General features: G+C 67.8%; 15 protein-coding genes and 1 tRNA gene. 8 read left to right on the forward strand and 8 right to left on the reverse strand.

Annotated elements, in window-relative coordinates; genetic code table 11:
- Window positions 1-26 precede the first annotated feature (26 nt).
- Window positions 27-536 (forward strand): VOC family protein, encoded by a 510-nt coding sequence (locus tag KOE53_RS08580; RefSeq protein ID WP_188058155.1) that lies wholly within the window; start codon window positions 27-29, stop codon window positions 534-536.
- Between the two features lie 24 nt (window positions 537-560).
- Here KOE53_RS08580 and KOE53_RS08585 read toward each other — a convergent pair whose 3' ends face one another.
- The 6 genes from KOE53_RS08585 to KOE53_RS08610 are packed head-to-tail and all read right to left on the reverse strand — an operon-like array spanning window position 561 to window position 5,424.
- Window positions 561-1,607 carry an NAD(P)/FAD-dependent oxidoreductase gene (locus tag KOE53_RS08585; RefSeq protein WP_188058156.1) on the reverse strand — a complete coding sequence of 349 codons (1,047 nt, stop codon included), beginning with the start codon at window positions 1,605-1,607 and terminating at the stop codon, window positions 561-563.
- 23 nt (window positions 1,608-1,630) lie between these two features.
- Window positions 1,631-1,954 carry a putative quinol monooxygenase gene (locus tag KOE53_RS08590; RefSeq protein ID WP_188046755.1) on the reverse strand — a complete coding sequence of 108 codons (324 nt, stop codon included), beginning with the start codon at window positions 1,952-1,954 and terminating at the stop codon, window positions 1,631-1,633.
- 50 nt (window positions 1,955-2,004) lie between these two features.
- On the reverse strand, window positions 2,005-2,679 hold the full coding sequence (locus tag KOE53_RS08595; protein WP_188058157.1) for an MBL fold metallo-hydrolase: 675 nt from the start codon (window positions 2,677-2,679) through the stop codon (window positions 2,005-2,007).
- Window positions 2,680-2,707: 28 nt separating this feature from the next.
- Window positions 2,708-3,655: a pirin family protein gene (locus KOE53_RS08600; protein ID WP_353055619.1), complete on the reverse strand. Its 948-nt coding sequence runs from the start codon at window positions 3,653-3,655 to the stop codon at window positions 2,708-2,710.
- A gap of 10 nt (window positions 3,656-3,665) precedes the next feature.
- Complete coding sequence (locus KOE53_RS08605) at window positions 3,666-4,748, reverse strand: sensor histidine kinase (RefSeq protein WP_188058158.1); 1,083 nt, start codon at window positions 4,746-4,748, stop codon at window positions 3,666-3,668.
- Complete coding sequence (locus KOE53_RS08610; RefSeq protein ID WP_188058159.1) at window positions 4,741-5,424, reverse strand: response regulator transcription factor; 684 nt, start codon at window positions 5,422-5,424, stop codon at window positions 4,741-4,743. Before KOE53_RS08610 ends, KOE53_RS08605 begins: the two co-directional genes overlap by 8 nt.
- An 88-nt stretch (window positions 5,425-5,512) precedes the next feature.
- On the opposite strand from KOE53_RS08610, the gene KOE53_RS08615 reads away from it, so the two are divergent.
- The 5 genes from KOE53_RS08615 to KOE53_RS08635 all read left to right on the forward strand — a co-directional run bounded on the left by KOE53_RS08615 (window position 5,513) and on the right by KOE53_RS08635 (window position 12,094).
- Window positions 5,513-6,142, forward strand: coding sequence for a M15 family metallopeptidase (locus tag KOE53_RS08615; RefSeq protein WP_188058160.1), 630 nt, complete (start codon window positions 5,513-5,515; stop codon window positions 6,140-6,142).
- A gap of 107 nt (window positions 6,143-6,249) precedes the next feature.
- On the forward strand, window positions 6,250-7,392 hold the full coding sequence (locus tag KOE53_RS08620) for a methyltransferase (protein ID WP_251364231.1): 1,143 nt from the start codon (window positions 6,250-6,252) through the stop codon (window positions 7,390-7,392).
- A gap of 68 nt (window positions 7,393-7,460) precedes the next feature.
- Window positions 7,461-8,132 (forward strand): hypothetical protein, encoded by a 672-nt coding sequence (locus tag KOE53_RS08625; RefSeq protein WP_188058161.1) that lies wholly within the window; start codon window positions 7,461-7,463, stop codon window positions 8,130-8,132.
- A 147-nt stretch (window positions 8,133-8,279) separates the two neighbouring features.
- Window positions 8,280-8,843 carry a hypothetical protein gene (locus KOE53_RS08630; RefSeq protein ID WP_188058162.1) on the forward strand — a complete coding sequence of 188 codons (564 nt, stop codon included), beginning with the start codon at window positions 8,280-8,282 and terminating at the stop codon, window positions 8,841-8,843.
- A gap of 119 nt (window positions 8,844-8,962) precedes the next feature.
- Window positions 8,963-12,094, forward strand: coding sequence for a DEAD/DEAH box helicase (locus KOE53_RS08635; RefSeq protein WP_188058163.1), 3,132 nt, complete (start codon window positions 8,963-8,965; stop codon window positions 12,092-12,094).
- 65 nt (window positions 12,095-12,159) lie between these two features.
- On the opposite strand, the gene KOE53_RS08640 is transcribed toward KOE53_RS08635, so the two are convergent.
- A tRNA-Lys gene (locus KOE53_RS08640) sits at window positions 12,160-12,232 on the reverse strand.
- A 140-nt stretch (window positions 12,233-12,372) separates the two neighbouring features.
- Between KOE53_RS08640 and KOE53_RS08645 the strand changes: the two genes are divergently transcribed.
- Both KOE53_RS08645 and KOE53_RS08650 read left to right on the forward strand, forming a co-directional pair.
- A complete protein-coding gene (locus tag KOE53_RS08645; protein ID WP_188058164.1) occupies window positions 12,373-13,026 on the forward strand; it encodes a hypothetical protein in 654 nt (217 codons plus the stop codon).
- Window positions 13,027-13,088: 62 nt separating this feature from the next.
- On the forward strand, window positions 13,089-13,742 hold the full coding sequence (locus KOE53_RS08650) for a class II aldolase/adducin family protein (RefSeq protein WP_241095435.1): 654 nt from the start codon (window positions 13,089-13,091) through the stop codon (window positions 13,740-13,742).
- Window positions 13,743-14,171: 429 nt separating this feature from the next.
- Here KOE53_RS08650 and pstB read toward each other — a convergent pair whose 3' ends face one another.
- Complete coding sequence (gene pstB, locus KOE53_RS08655; RefSeq protein WP_188046773.1) at window positions 14,172-14,951, reverse strand: phosphate ABC transporter ATP-binding protein PstB; 780 nt, start codon at window positions 14,949-14,951, stop codon at window positions 14,172-14,174.
- Window positions 14,952-14,962 lie beyond the last annotated feature (11 nt).

Consider the following 14,962-nt stretch of genomic DNA (forward strand, 5'->3'; position numbering starts at 1 on the left):
AGATACCGCTCGTCTACCGTCAAGTTATGGACACTCACACTACGCCCCTGCGCGGGGTTACCGGAGCACACACGACCGACGGGCTTCCGCACGGATCGACCTCGCTGACGCCCTTCCTGGCGATCCCGCGGGCGAGGGAGGCCCTGCGGTACTACCAAGAGGTGATGGGCGCGCGCGTCATTGACGTCACCGAGTGGGAGGGCAGGGTCGTGCACGCCGACGTGGACTTCGGGAACGGGCGAATGCAGCTTGGCGAACCGAACCCCGCCTACGGCCTCGTCGCGCCGCCCGAGGGGGATGTGGACTGTTATTCGATGGGGTTCTACTGCTCCGATGTGGACGCGCTTCTCGAGCGGGCCGTCGCGGCGGGCGCCACGGTGCGCGAGCCTGCGACGAACTTCGTTTCGGGCGACCGCTTCGCCTCGATCCGGGATCCCTTCGGCGTGCGCTGGTCGATTATGTCGCGGGTCGAGGATTTGTCGGAGGAGGAGAGCGTTAAGCGCGTCGCCGAGTGGGCGGCGACGCAGGGCCAGTAGCCGTCGGGTGCCCGTGCGGCCACGCTAGCTGACGGCGAAGTCCCGCGCGGTGTGTGCACCGATCACCGCCGACAGGATGATCGCGGGGTGGGCCACCGCGAGGTACAGTCCCGACACCTCGGGCGCGAACCCAAGCAGCGGTGCTCCCGCCCGCGGCACCGGCCGGCCGGCGACGACGGCGTCGATCAGCTCGGCGTGCTCGCCGCCGACGAGCAGGCGGCGGATCGCGTCGTGTGTGGGTGCTGCGAGCTCGGCCGGGTCGCCGTCGAATCCTGGCGGGACGTCCTCGGCCGCGATGAGGGTACCGTCGTCGAGCTGCCGAACCTCGAAGTCTGGGGTGGACAGGATGCCGTTCACGAGTGGGCGCGGAACCGCGAACCGGAGGAGGCAGCTCGGCGACGTGTCGACGTCGACGGCACTTCCTGCGGTTGCGGCGAGCCCTGCAGTCGCGGTCCCCGCGGCGAGCACGACAGTCGAACCCAGGAGCGGGCCGCCCGGGGTCTGTGTCCCGAGCACCCTCCGTCCTTCGATGAGGAGAGAGGTCACCGTAACCCCGTACCGCACGCTTGCCCCGTGTGCGCGCGCCGCGTCGAGCAGGGCGCGGGTGAATGCGACCGGATCGACCCCGGCGTCGCGGGCCGAGAGTGCCGCCACAGCGGGGGAATCGCGAAGCCCCGGTTCGCGGGCCAGGACCTCGGCCCGATCGATCAACTCGACAGGATGGCCCACTGCCTGGTGGCCCAGGACAAACGCCCGCGTCGCGGCCTCCGATGCCTCCCAGGTGATGGCGCCGCCACGGCGCAGCCCGAACGGCGTGTGGAGCTCGCGCTCGAGGCGGGCAAACTCGCGCGCGGCTTCCGCGCGAAGCCCATCGGAGTACGCGGAGGCGGTGCTCTTGGCCACCCCGACCCAGGCGAACGAGCTTCGCGTCACACCGCTTGCGGCCTGATCCTGCTCGAGCACGATCACTGGGTGGCCCACGCGCGCAAGATGGTATGCGACGGATGCGCCGACGACGCCGGCGCCCACCACCAGGATCGGGCGCTCGCCGCCGTCAGCGTTCGGGAACATAGCCCGATGCTACCGCCCGGCCACTAGCCGATCTGCAGCTCGCCCATCTCGCCCCAGGAGTCGCCCTCCACCTTGCGCGAGACGATCTTCGGGGTGGCGACCAGCGCCGGGCGCATGGCTTCGAGGCCTGCCGCGAAGTGAGCGCTGTTCACGTGTGCGCCCGCGGCCTCGTCATCGAGGAACGCCTCGACGAGGACGAATTCTGCGGGGTTTTCGACGCTTCGCGACCAGTCGAACCAGAGGTTGCCGGGCTCTTCGCGGGTGGCGCGGGTGAACGGACCCACCAGGTCCATGAACTGATCGGTGAATTCGGGCTTGGTTTCGAACTTGACGACAATGAAGTACATGCCGCCAGTCTAGATTTGGGTGCTGAGTGGCCCACCCAGGTGTGCGGGACTTACCAGCCGCGCTCGCGCCACTCGGGGAGGGCGGGGCGTTCTGCGCCGAGCGTGGTCGAGCCGCCGTGACCGGTCAACACGATGGTGCTGTCGGGGTAGGCGGCGAACAGTCGGTCCTCAACGTCTTTCAGGAGGGACGTGAAGCGCTCCGCGTCGTCCTGGGTGTTGCCGACCCCGCCCGGGAAGAGGGAGTCGCCGCTGAAGATAATGGTGGCCTCGCCCGGGGTCTCCAGGACATACGCGATCGAGCCGGGGGTGTGGCCCCGAAGGTGCACGGCCGTCAGCACGATGCCGTCGACGTTCAACACATCGCCGTGTCCGAGAAGGCACTCGGCGGACACCCCGGTCTCGTCCTCGATGCTCGGGGCATCGTCGGCCCCCGCCGCGGTGGGCACATCGTAGGCGTCGGCCAGCTCGGCGAGCGCGCGAATGTGGTCCCAGTGGCTGTGGGTGGTGGCGATGATCGCAAGTTCGGGCTCGACCTCAGAGTCGGCGTCAGCGGCCGCGTCGGCAATGAGCGCCTCGATTGCCGGCACGTCGTCGGCCGCGTCGATCAGCACCTGGGTGCCGGTCTGTTTCGCCGTGAGCAGGTAGACGTTGTTTTCCATCTCCGACACGACGGCACGGCGAATCGTGACGGTGGGGAGGTCGAACAGCAGCGTGGAATCGGTCATGGTGCCAGGCTAACCTGCCCGCGCGTCGTTATGCCCGGGGAATGAGGCGCGAGAGTGGGAGGAAGGGGGCAGGCAGCGGCGGGTCCGGTTCGTCCCGCGGCAGGCCAAAGCGCGGGCTTGGCCCGCCGGCTGCGGCCGCATCGCCGCTCCCCGCCAGCTCGAACTCGCGCTGCCACGCCTCGCGGGCCGCCACGATGTCGCCGTGGTCGCGGCCGACAAAGTTCCACCACAACACGATCTTCTCGCCGAAGGGGACCCCGCCGATCAGGATCAGCCGGGCGCCTGGGGCTCCCGCGGTCAACGTGATCTCCCTGGGGCCGACCGCGCTGAATGCGAGGTGCGCCGTCGGCACGTCGACCGTGCTCCCGTCGACCGTGAGGTGCAGTTCTCCCGTATCGAGCAGGATCCCGTGCTCAAACGTCGGATCGATCGGTACCCGGATCGATGTGCCGGGATCGAGCCGAAGCTCGGCGCCGACGAGCTCGGTGTGCGTATGTACGGGGGAGCGCACCCCGAGCAGCGCGCCCATGAACACCTGCCCGGCCCAGCCCGGCCCGCTCAGCACCGGCGGGACATGGTGCTCGAACTCGCGTTTCATGTGTCTGGCGTGCTCGGGCAGCGCGACCCAGAGCTGCACGCCATGCAGCAGGGCGGTCGCGGGGGTCGACCGCTCGGAGTGGCTGATGCCGCTGCCTGCCGTCATGAGGTTCAGTTCGCCCGGGCGCACGAGGGCTCGGGATCCGGCGCTGTCGCGGTGCTCGATCTCGCCGGCGAACAGCCAACTTACCGTCTGCAGCCCGATGTGCGGGTGGGCGGGAACGAGCATGCCGCCCGTGAGCGCAACATCGTCCGGCCCGTAGTGGTCGAGAAAGCACCACGCGCCGATCAGCGACTTCCCGCGCCGCGGCAAGGTGCGCCGCACGTCCATGGCGCGCAGGCCGCCGAGCGGCACCTCGCGGGGCTCGAAGATTTCCACGAGTCACACCCTACGCCGCGGGGAGGTGCACCGACACGACCATGCCGCCAGCTGCGGGGGGCTCCATCGTGAGCGTGCCGCGGTGGGCAAAGACGATGTTGTGCACGATCGCGAGGCCCAGCCCGGCACCCGCGTGGTCGTCCGAACCACGGGCCCGCCCCGCGCCGCGCCGGAACGGCTCGACGAGTCCCGTGATCTCGGCCGGCACGGAGAGCGGCCCCGAGTTCGAGACCCGGATCACGGCCGCGCCCCGCTCGTGCGCCGTCTCCACGACGACCCAGCCGTCGCGGTCGAGGTTGTGCACGATCGCGTTATGCACGAGATTCGTCACCATCTGCAGGAGCATGGTCTGTGAGCCGAGCACGTGGGCTGCGCCACCGGTGACCTCGAGCGTGATGCCCCGTCGCTCCGCCAGGGGGAGCAGGTTCTCCGCCGCTTCCTCCGCGATGAGCGAGAGGTCTTCCGTTGTGTGGGCTCCCACCGCGTCGCCACTGCGTTTGAGTAGGAGCAGCGCGTCGGCGAGTTCGATCGCGCGCGTGTTCACCCCCTGCAGGCGGGCGATGAGGGCGTCGATGTCGCGGGCAGGATCCTGCTGGGCGACGTCGAGGAGCGTCCGCGTGATCGCAAGCGGGGTGCGCAACTCGTGCGAGGCATTCGCCGCGAACCGCTGTTGCGCCGCGGCCTGCGCCTCGAGCTGCTCGAGCATGTGATCGAAGGCGTCGGCGAGCTCGCGGAACTCGTCCCCCTTCCCGGCGAGTCGGATCCGGTGGGCCAGGGAGCCGGTGCTGGCCAGGCGGGCCGCATCGGCGAGCTGCCCGAGCGGCGCGAGCATGCGCCCCGCGAGAAACCAGCCGCCTGCGAGACCGATGACGAGGAGAAACAGGAGGACGAGGGCCGCGGCCGGCGCGAAGGCGCGCAGCAGGTCGGTGCGGTTCGGGATGAAGCCGTCATCGGAATAGATCGGGCCGTCCGGCACGTAGCGCAGGAGGAACGCCCAGACAACGGCGAGTAGCAGGCCGCCCGCGAGCACGAGGAACCCCGCGTAGCTGAGGGTCAGCCGGAAGCGGACGCTGAGGCCCCGCTGCCTAGGCATTGCCCTCGCCGCCCGCGTCTTCGCCGATGCGGTAGCCGACGCCCTGGACCGTGGAGATGAGCCAGGGTTCGCCGAGTCGCTTGCGCAGCGCGGAGACTGTGATGCGGACGGCGTTGGTGAACGGGTCGGCGTTCTCGTCCCACGCTCGTTCGAGCAGCTCCTCGGCGCTCACGACGCCGCCCTCCGCGGCGACGAGCACTTCGAGCACGGCGAACTGCTTGCGGGTCAGAGCCACATACTTGTGGTCTCGAAACACCTCGCGCCGGAAGGGATCGAGTCGCAGGCCGGCGATCTCGCGAATCGGCGGGCGGGACTGCGCTCGCCGCCGGTCGAGTGCCCGCAGCCGCAGCACGAGCTCCCTGAGCGCGAAAGGCTTCGTGAGATAGTCGTCGGCGCCCAGCTCAAATCCGGAGGCTTTGTCGTCGAGACGGTCGGCCGCGGTCAGCATCAAGATCGGGATGCCACTTCCCGAGCCGACGATGAACCGGGCGACGTCGTCGCCGGACGGGCCCGGAATGTCGCGGTCGAGTACCGCGAGGTCGTAGGTGTTGAGGGTGAGCAGATCGAGCGCGGCGTTGCCGTCGCCCGCGATGTCTGCGGCGATCGCCTCGAGGCGCAGACCGTCGCGGATCCCCTCCGCCAGCAGCGGCTCGTCCTCGACGATCAGCACTCTCATGTCCCCGATGCTACGCACCCGGACCTATCGCCGGCGTATCGAAAACCGCATACGCCCTCGCAACACGTGGGTCGCTTCACTCGAGAGCATGAACCGCTCAAGAGAAACGTCGCGTACCGTTCGCAATCTCATCGTCGTCGGGGTGACGTGTGTCGCGATCCTGCTCATCGCGGTGCTCGCGCAGGGCCTCGCCGCGTCCGTGTTCTCGCAGGATCGCGCCGGCGCCGTCGTCGCCGAGTACTTCGGCGGCGGGGGCGAGCCCGGCGAGGCGGACGGCGTCGTCAGCGCCGAGCTGACCGTCTCGGTGTTCGATGATCATCTCGCCGCCGTCACCAGGCTCAACCCCGAGCTGCTCGCGGCGGTGCGCCAGGCCGCGACGGACGCGTCGGCCGAGGGCATCGAGTTCTTCCTCAACAGCGGGTGGCGCTCACCGGCGCTCCAAAACAGCCTGCTCGAACAGGCTGTCGACACGTATGGGTCTCGCGAGGAAGCGTCGCGCTGGGTCGCGCCCGCCGAGTCCTCGTCACACGTCTCGGGCGACGCAGTCGACATTGGCCCCTTCGATGCGACGTACTGGCTGTCGCAGTATGGCGGCCAATACGGCCTCTGCCAGACCTATAGCAACGAGTCATGGCACTACGAGCTGCGACCCGAGGCAGTCACGAACGGCTGCCCCGAGCCATACCTCGACCCGACGGCGGACCCGCGGCTGCAGTAAGGCGGGGGATCGCGCAAGGTCGATCGGTAGGATGGGCCTGGTTACCAGCCGCCGCCAAACAAGGGTGATTTCCCATCGCACAGGAACCGAAATCCGAGCCTCAGCTGTTGAGCTGGGAGCATGACGGGTCGGCAGAAACGGCCGCGTGGTGGTCCACCAACGATCGTCCCGCTCCGAAGAAGATGGTCGTGGTCGACGACCGCCTCACCGCCGATCAGGCCGTGAAGTATGCGGCGCAGGGTACCGCGATGCTGTGGCTCGGTGACTTCCATAACGCCAAGCAGATTCTGAGCGCGATCGATCGCCGCCTCGCCAAGGGCGGCAAAAAGGGCGCCGCTCGGCCGGCCGCTTCCGACGCCGACGAGTTCTATCGCATTCGCCAGGCCCGGGCCCAGCGCTCACGCATGATGTCGCTGATCCTGGTGCCGCTATCGTTTGACGCCGACGGCGCGGCCCTCTTGCCGCTGCCGCGGGCGCCGCGGGTCGATGCGGCGGTCGCATTCGGGTACAGCGAGCAGCCGGGGTTCGGACGCGGCCCGGCGGTCGTCAGCCTGCAAGAGCTCACCGGGGTACTGAGTGCGCACCAGTGGTTCGTGACCGGCGTCGAGGTGCCCAGCCTGGGCGCAAAAATTTACCCACGCTATGGCACCTTCCTGCCCACTCGGCACGAGTATGTCGATTTGGTGGCGCAGGCACCGCTGCCGTCGCGGGAGCTCGCGTTCGATATCGGCACCGGCACGGGCGTGCTCGCCGCGGTGCTCGCGCACCGGGGCGTCGCCCGGGTCGTGGGGACGGACATTCACCAGCGCGCCGTCGATTGCGCGAACGACAACTTCTCGCGGCTCGGCATCGCCTCGTTTGCCTCGGCGGAGCTGACCAGCATGTTCCCCGAGGGGCGGGCGCCGCTCGTGATCTGCAACCCGCCGTGGCTGCCGGGGGCCGCGACCACCTCGCTCGACGCGGCGGTCTACGACCCGGGCAGCCAGATGCTGCTGCAGTTCATCGGCGGCCTGTCGGACCACCTCACTGCGGAGGGCGAGGGCTGGCTGATCCTGTCGGACCTTGCGGAGCACTTGGGGCTGCGCAGTCGACAGATGCTGCTCGACGCGATCGAGCAGGCGGGGCTCGTCGTGATTGACCGGCTCGACACGGTGCCGACGCACGGTCGGGCGTCCGACGCCTCGGACATCCTGCACGCCGCCCGCTCGCGCGAGGTCACCTCGCTGTGGCGGCTGCGAGTGCAGGGGTAGCGGAACAGCCGGCAAGACGTTATTTCTCGAGTATCGGAAATCTTTGTGATTCCCGTTAGCCTCCAGTCATGAAGATCGCGAGAGTCGGGGCCGCGTTGGTGGCTTTGCTGGTGTTGTCCGGGTGTGCTGCCGCTGGCGAGGTGATGCCGACGCCGAGTCAGTCTGCGGCCCCCACGCAGACCCCGGAGGTCCCCGAGACCACTGCCCTGCCCGTCCCTGAGGGGTGGACGCAGCTCGACTTTGGCTACGGGTTCGCGTCGGTGTTGGCTCCGATGGAGAGCGCCGTTGAATTGCAAGATTTGGCGACGCCAGGCACCGCACAGCGGTTCGGGGGCGGGTACACGATAATCACGCAGGACGAACAGACGAAGATTCACTTCTTGCTCATGAGCGCGGCAAACGCGGCGACCGTTCAGTCGGGTCCGCCTTGCGGGGACGTACTGGTGGAGACGCTTCCCGGCGCGGCAGGAATTCCCGTCCCGCACAACCTCTATCTCGTGACCTCCGCGCTGGGCACCCAGTTCCAGCCCTCGGTCCTGGCGATGCTCTCGACCACCCCGCCCGTGGGGGAGAAGTGTGGCCCGGGCGCACAGATCACGGTCCCCGAGGGCGGTTTCATCAGCGGATTCGCCTGGGCCGACCTACCCGTCGGCGCGACCATGGACGACGCTCTGGCGTGGATCGACTCACCTGCCGGGCAAGAGGCGATCCGGATCGTGCAGTCGGTGCAGGTGAAGTAGCGAAGCATCCCGCTCTTCCCTGACGGCGCCGCATTGTAGATTCGGGCCGGTGCAACATGCTCGACGTGAGCGTCGAGCTGACCTGCCCGTATCGTTGTGGGCATGGCTACAGCGATCCGGCGACTGTCCGAGCGACATTTCGATGGGGTGCTCGCGCTCTTCGAACGAGCAGACGAAGACGACACCCTCATCGAGATGCTCCGCGGCAACCTCGAAGCGGGCGCGGACGGCCAGGCCGTGGCGTTGGTCGCCGAGCGAGAGAACGGGCAAGTCGTCGGGTTCGTCAATACGGCCGCACACGATGACGCCGACGACGGCACGGACAGTCATGTGGACGTCGACACTCTCGAAATTGGTTTGCTGCTCACCGCGGCAGGGGAAGAAGACACTCGCCCCAAACTGCTCAGTACGCTGATTCCCGCTGCCACGGTTCGTGAATTTGAGCGGATTTACCGGCGCGTCCCCCCGACGGAAAGCGAGCTTTTCGGGATGCCGGACTGGTGGCTCCTGCCGCTGGAGCATGGTGTCGCCTGGAACGACGTTGACGACCCCTCCTCGGTGTTCGTCCAGTTGCCAAACGTAGACGGCCAGATCGCCGTGCATGAGACAGGCGCTGGCGAAAGCTCGTGGGCTTTTCAGGTCCCAGGCGACCTTCGCAAACTCGGCAGAAGTATTCTTGCTGCGCGAGATGCGGCGGAGAGAGTCATCTAGCCGAGAGAACGACGCGGAAGCGTCTCGAGTGCGGCTCAAATTTGCCGCCTGAGTTGACGGGGTGCCTCGGCGCTGACGGTCAGTCCGTGTCGGTGGGACCTCCTACGATGAGATCGACAATGAATGAACCCCAGCGGCATCTCGCCGCAGAAGCATCGGGCCCCAGCAATGCGGCCGAGGCGTTCGCGGTGCCCGCCGCCGACTGGCGTGAGCAACTGGGCAGGCTCATCGATCCCCGCGCGACAGCTCCAACTTCTCGCGTCGCGGTGAATGATGATTCGGATTCTGAGCCATTCACGCCGCTGGCGCTGCAGTTTGAACTGCGCGAGATGATCCCGCGCACGACAGAGCGCTGGAACGGGCCCACTTCGCGGGCCATCAAACCCGGGCAGGATCCTGGCAGCGGTATGTACCGTCTCGGTACGCGGCCAGCGCAGCGCACCGAGCGGGGCTGGGCTCGCGGGAACCTGACGTGGTCGAACATCGGTCACCAAGGTGGCCGGCTGCACCTTGACGGGTCCCAGCAGCGATGGTTCCGTCAGTTCTTTGCGCTCCACCGAGCCGCCGCGCCGCTGGCGGTCGGCCAAGACGCAAGCTGGGTGTTTCTCGACGATTTCGTCAGCCCAGCGCTCTGGGCGATGCTGCACCAGGCCGAGGCGCTGAACATCAAGTTGGTCTCCTCCGGAAGTCACACCCCGGTGCAACTGCATGCGGGGGCGGTACTGAGCCTCGACGCCGCAAGTCAAGCGGATGGAGGGCTGCACCTGCGCCCCCGACTCACGCTGGACGGCGAGGAGGTGCCGCTTCGGGACAGCGGCGCCATCTCCGACCACGGCCTGTACCTCGCTGCGCGCGACAAAGCCCGAGCAGTGCATCTCGCTTCGGTTGCCGGCGGGTTGAGCGCGGCAGAGATTGGGCTGCTTGCAACGGGAGACCAAGCGATACCCGTGGCGGTTCCGGCTGCAGAGCGCGACTCATTTCTCGCCGACGGCGTGCCGGCGCTCCGTGCGGGGTTCCGGGTGGAGAGTGTCGACGACTCGGTTGCGTTGCCGGCACCGCGTCCGGGAACGGCGGTGCTCACCGCGGCCTGGCAGCGGGGGCACCGGCTCACGCTCAGCTGGACGGTCGAGGGGGTTTCGGGCGCCTCCGCTCCCGTGTTCGCGGAGCTGTTGCCGTCCGAGCTGTTTCACGGCGGAGTGATTCCAGAGTCCTGGGCGGACGAGTCCGAACAGATGCCACCGGTCGTCGAGATGCGCGGCGCTGACGCTGCCGAGTTTCTCCATGAGACCGTGCCCAGGATCGAGAAGCTCCCGGGCATCGAAGTTCGCAAGACCGGCGACTCACCGAACTACCGCGAAGCGTCGGGGGTGCCGACGCTCACGGTCACGACGGTTCCCAGCGAGACGGAGGACTGGTTTGACCTCGGGGTGCTGATCACCGTTGACGGCAAGACCGTGCCCTTCGCTCCGCTGTTTCGCGCCCTAGCGAAGGGCGCGAAGAAACTGCTCCTCACCGACAATTCGTACTTGCACTTGAATCATCCGGCGTTCACCCCGCTCGCCGAACTCATCGCCGAGGGCCAAAACCTCGAGGAGTGGGAGACGGGGGTCCGGATCAGCCGCCACCAGGCGGCATTCTTGGCCGACTTCGAGGATCTCGCGGACGAGTCGGAGTCTGCGGTTGAATGGCGCGCCCTTGTGCAGGATGTCGGCAATGAGTACCCGGCGCCGGTCGACGTGCCGACCGGGATCCGCGCGGAGCTGCGGCCGTATCAGCTTGCCGGCTTCCACTGGCTCGCCTTCCTCTGGCGCAACCGTCTCGGTGGAATACTCGCCGACGACATGGGGCTGGGCAAAACGCTGCAGTGTCTGACGCTGATTGCCTGGGCCAAGCAGGGCGAATCTGCGCCCGACGGATCGCGCACTCGCGCTCCCGAGCGACGTCCGTTTCTCGTTGTCGCGCCCACTTCGGTCATGAGTAACTGGGCGGCCGAGGCGGCCCGTTTCGCGCCCGAACTGCGGGTGCGGGTGCGCACCGCGACCGAGGCCGTTTCTGGCCAGACGGTGGAGCGGGACGCCGCCGAAGCCGACATCATCGTCACGAGCTACGCCCTCTTCCGGCTCGACTACGAGCGCTACCAGGAGGTCGCGGAACGCCCCGAGCGCGGTATCGCCGGCCTCATCCTGGACGAAGCGCAGTTCGTAAAGAATGCGCGCGCCATGGGGAACGAGCTAGCGGAGCAGCTGCCCGTGTCTTGGAAGCTTGCCGTGACGGGCACCCCGATGGAGAACTCGTTGCGGGAGCTGCACGCCATCTTGCAAATCGTCGCCCCGGGCCTCTTTCCGTCCGCGCGGCGATTCGCAGAAGAGTATGTGCACACGATCGAGCGACCTGCCCCAGGGGTGTCGGTCGGGCGCGGCGCCGGTGGTGCTCCGGCGGTGCAGGCGCGACTTCGCGTCCAGCGCATTGAACAACTTCGCCGCAGGCTGCGGCCGTTCATGCTGCGCCGCACGAAGGACCTCGTCGCCACCGAACTGCCCGAGAAGCAGGAACAGATCCTCGAGATCGAGCTCGATCCTGGGCATCGGCAGCTCTATGACGCGTTCCTGCAGCGGGAGCGGCAGAAGCTCTTTGGGCTGATCGCTGATCTCGACCGTAATCGCTTCACGGTGTTCCGTTCCCTCACGCTGCTGCGGATGCTCGCCCTCGACGCGTCGCTCATCGACCAGCAGTACGACGATCTCCCGTCCGCGAAGCTCGAGGCGCTTGCCGAGCACGCCGTTGAGCTGGCGAAGGAAGGCAGGCGCACGCTCGTCTTCAGTCAGTTCACGTCATTTCTCGAGCGTGCGCGGGAGCGCTTGCAGGCTGCCGGCGTGCGCACCGTGACCCTCGACGGGAGCACGCGAGGCCGCGACGCGGTCATCGAGGGCTTCCGCCGCGGCGAAGCCGACGTGTTCCTCATCAGCTTGAAAGCCGGGGGAGTCGGCCTGAACTTGACCGAGGCAGACACGGTGTTCCTGCTCGACCCGTGGTGGAACCCCGCGAGCGAGTCACAGGCGATCGACCGCACCCACCGCATCGGGCAGCAAAAGCCGGTGCACGTCTTCCGCATGATTGCGCTGGGCACGATCGAGGAAAAGGTGCTTGAACTGCAACGGCGCAAGCGCGCCCTCTTCGACGCGGTCGTCGACGATGAGGAACTCTTCGCGCAGGCGCTGACGGCAGCGGACGTTCGCGAACTACTCGGCTGACGCGGAGCGCAGCGTGTCGAGGAGGGCGCACTCCGCGATAGCCGGTGACCGGCTGAGAAACGAAGTGGGCCCGGCGGGGCTCGAACCCGCGACCCGCGGATTAAAAGTCCGATGCTCTACCAACTGAGCTACAGGCCCAACATTCCGTTTCGCGCTGACGCACGAACGGACCTCACCATTCTATGAGGTTTGGCGGGCGGCCATGTACACCCGACGGGAATGCAGCCGCGAGGCATAGAATCGGCTGATTCCAGCACCGTTCAACAGATGGGAAGCCAGTGTCTCGCGAACATCTCCGCCCGATCCTGCAGCCGAGCGCGCAGTTCGATTGGATTATCGGCGCGAAAGACCCCGCGGTCACGCTGCGCCTGGCGCAGGAGACGGCCTGGGCCCTGCTCGATCGCGTGCGCAGCGTCGCCGACCCCGAGATCGTGGCCCGCGTCATCGCGATTGCCGACCCGATCGAACGCTTAAGCGACGCGCCCGGCATCGACGACATCGCCGAGATGTGGGCCGACTCGGGCCCGCATTCCCTCGCCGGGGTGCTCTGGCGTCTCTACCTCTTGCGCAGGATCGCGACCGGTGACCCAGAGGGCACGGCCGAGCTCTTCCGCCTGGGAGCCGAGCGAGCCGCGCACATGATCGACCCGATCGTGGCCGGGATCGAGACCCCCGCATCTCCCGAGGCCGTTGTCGGGCTGTGCGACACGATCCTGCGCGGGGTGTTTACCGGCGACTTCGCGGCCGCGCTCGATCGCGCCGCGAGCACCTGCAAGCTGCTCTCGCTGGGGGCGGCGGCGCTTGCGGACTCCCGCGACCCGCACGACGACACCCACGCGGGCGCCCTCACCACGCGCGCCCTGCGCTACGACGAGTTCGCGCGCGACCTGCACGCGGGCGCCCGGCGCTGGCGCTCCGGCACGCTCGCATAGCGCGACCAGCGGCAGGATCCTGCCGGGCGCTCGAACTCCCACACCAGCGGTAGCATCGAGATGTGAATAGGGCAGCTGCAGCAGGTATTTCAGACCCCAAGTGGGACCGCGTCATCGAACGATTCTGTGCGATCGGGCGAGCATCGGTCGAGCGCGGGCTGGTGGTCGGCAGCGCCGGGAACCTCTCGGCGCGCGACCCCGAGACCGGCGAGATCATCGTGACCGCCACGGGCACCTTCTTCGACGCGCTCACCCGCGACACCTTCGCGCTGCTCTCGGCGAGCGGCGAGCATCTGGACGGCCCCAAGCCCTCGAGCGAGTGGCGCCTGCACCACGGCGTGTACGCGGTGCGCCCTGACGCGACCGTCGTGATGCACCTGCACCCCGAGTACTCGGTCATGCTCGACGAGCTCGGGCTCCCCATCCGCCAGCACATCCTCGACCACGTCGCCTACGTGCCGAAGATCGGGCGGATCCCGTTCTTCCCGAACGGATCCGAGGCGCTCGCCGAGGCCGCGTCCGAGGCGATGCGCGGCTGCGACGCCATCGTGCTCGGCAACCACGGCTGCTCGGTGCTCAGCACCGACCCCGACGACGCGTTCCGCAAGGCACAGAACCTCGAGCAGGCGGCGCGCATGACCTACCGCATGGCGCTCTTGGGCGATCGCACCACCGAGTTCCCGCAGGAGCTGCGCGCCACCGCGATGCACGCGTAGGGTTCAGCGGGCAGTCAGCAAGGCGGAATGCTCGGCGCTACAATTGATGCTGCCGGGCCACGGTAACCCCGGGCTCCAATTTTCGCCGCTGCGAGCGGCCTTCCGCCGAGAGGCGTTTCCGTGGCCTGGCCCTTTTCGTTCCCGCGCGTCTGGCGGATCCTGTGCCGCGCCCGGCGGATTCTGACGGCGTGTCTGTGCCAGGTCCTGCCGTGGCGCCGCCCGGCCATGTGAATCATGTCGGAAATGACAATCATGCTGCACCGCCTCGGGCGAGAGGCTCTGACATGTTTCTCGTTTCCGACATGATTTACGCGCCGCGCCGCGCCAGGCCGCGCCGCGCCAGGCCGCGCCGCACCGCACCGCGCGCCCCTCCCAACGCAAACGGCCAGCCGCCCCGAAGGACGCGCTGGCCGTTTACTGCAGAACTGTCTAGCCGAAGCGGCCCGACACGTAGTCCTCGGTCGACTGCACCGAGGGCGTCGAGAAGATCTTCGTCGTATCGTCGTACTCGATGAGCTTGCCGGGCTTGCCGGTGCCTGCGATGTTGAAGAACGCAGTCCGGTCTGAGACGCGCGATGCCTGCTGCATGTTGTGCGTCACGATGACGATCGTGTATTCCTTCTTGAGATCGTCGATCAGGTCCTCGATCGCGAGGGTCGAGATCGGGTCGAGGGCCGAGCAAGGCTCGTCCATCAGCAGCACATCGGGGGAGACCGCGATGGCGCGGGCGATGCAGAGGCGCTGCTGCTGGCCGCCGGAGAGGCCCGAGCCGGGCTTGTCGAGCCGGTCCTTGACCTCGTTCCAGAGATTCGCGCCCGAGAGGGACTTCTCGACGAGGTCGTCGGCGTCGCTCTTCGAGATGCGCGAGTTGTTCAGGCGCACCCCGGCCAGCACATTCTCGCGAATCGACATGGTCGGGAACGGGTTTGGGCGCTGAAACACCATGCCGACCTGGCGGCGCACGAGCACGGGGTCGACCCCGGGACCGTACAGATCGTCGCCGTCGAGCAGCACCTCGCCCTGCACGCGGGCTCCGGGGATGACCTCGTGCATGCGGTTCAGCGTGCGCAGGAAGGTCGACTTGCCGCAGCCCGAGGGGCCGATGAAGGCGGTGACCGAGCGCGGCTCGATCGCGAGAGAGACATCCTCGACAGCCAGGAACTTGCTGTAGTAGACGTTGAGGTCTTTGACCTCGATGCGCTTCGACATGTGTGATCCTT

Origin of the sequence: Leucobacter sp. CX87, from assembly GCF_018682295.1 — a bacterium.
Lineage (GTDB): Bacteria > Actinomycetota > Actinomycetes > Actinomycetales > Microbacteriaceae > Cx-87.

Coding starts and splice junctions, on each gene's coding strand:
- KOE53_RS08595 (WP_188058157.1), bottom strand. CDS start 2,679: ATGACCGATTCCACGCTGCTGTTCGACCTCCCCACCGTCACGATTCGC.
- pstB (WP_188046773.1), bottom strand. CDS start 14,951: ATGTCGAAGCGCATCGAGGTCAAAGACCTCAACGTCTACTACAGCAAG.
- KOE53_RS08580 (WP_188058155.1), top strand. CDS start 27: ATGGACACTCACACTACGCCCCTGCGCGGGGTTACCGGAGCACACACG.
- KOE53_RS08605 (WP_188058158.1), bottom strand. CDS start 4,748: ATGCCTAGGCAGCGGGGCCTCAGCGTCCGCTTCCGGCTGACCCTCAGC.
- KOE53_RS08635 (WP_188058163.1), top strand. CDS start 8,963: ATGAATGAACCCCAGCGGCATCTCGCCGCAGAAGCATCGGGCCCCAGC.
- KOE53_RS08610 (WP_188058159.1), bottom strand. CDS start 5,424: ATGAGAGTGCTGATCGTCGAGGACGAGCCGCTGCTGGCGGAGGGGATC.
- KOE53_RS08615 (WP_188058160.1), top strand. CDS start 5,513: ATGAACCGCTCAAGAGAAACGTCGCGTACCGTTCGCAATCTCATCGTC.
- KOE53_RS08585 (WP_188058156.1), bottom strand. CDS start 1,607: ATGTTCCCGAACGCTGACGGCGGCGAGCGCCCGATCCTGGTGGTGGGC.
- KOE53_RS08625 (WP_188058161.1), top strand. CDS start 7,461: ATGAAGATCGCGAGAGTCGGGGCCGCGTTGGTGGCTTTGCTGGTGTTG.
- KOE53_RS08590 (WP_188046755.1), bottom strand. CDS start 1,954: ATGTACTTCATTGTCGTCAAGTTCGAAACCAAGCCCGAATTCACCGAT.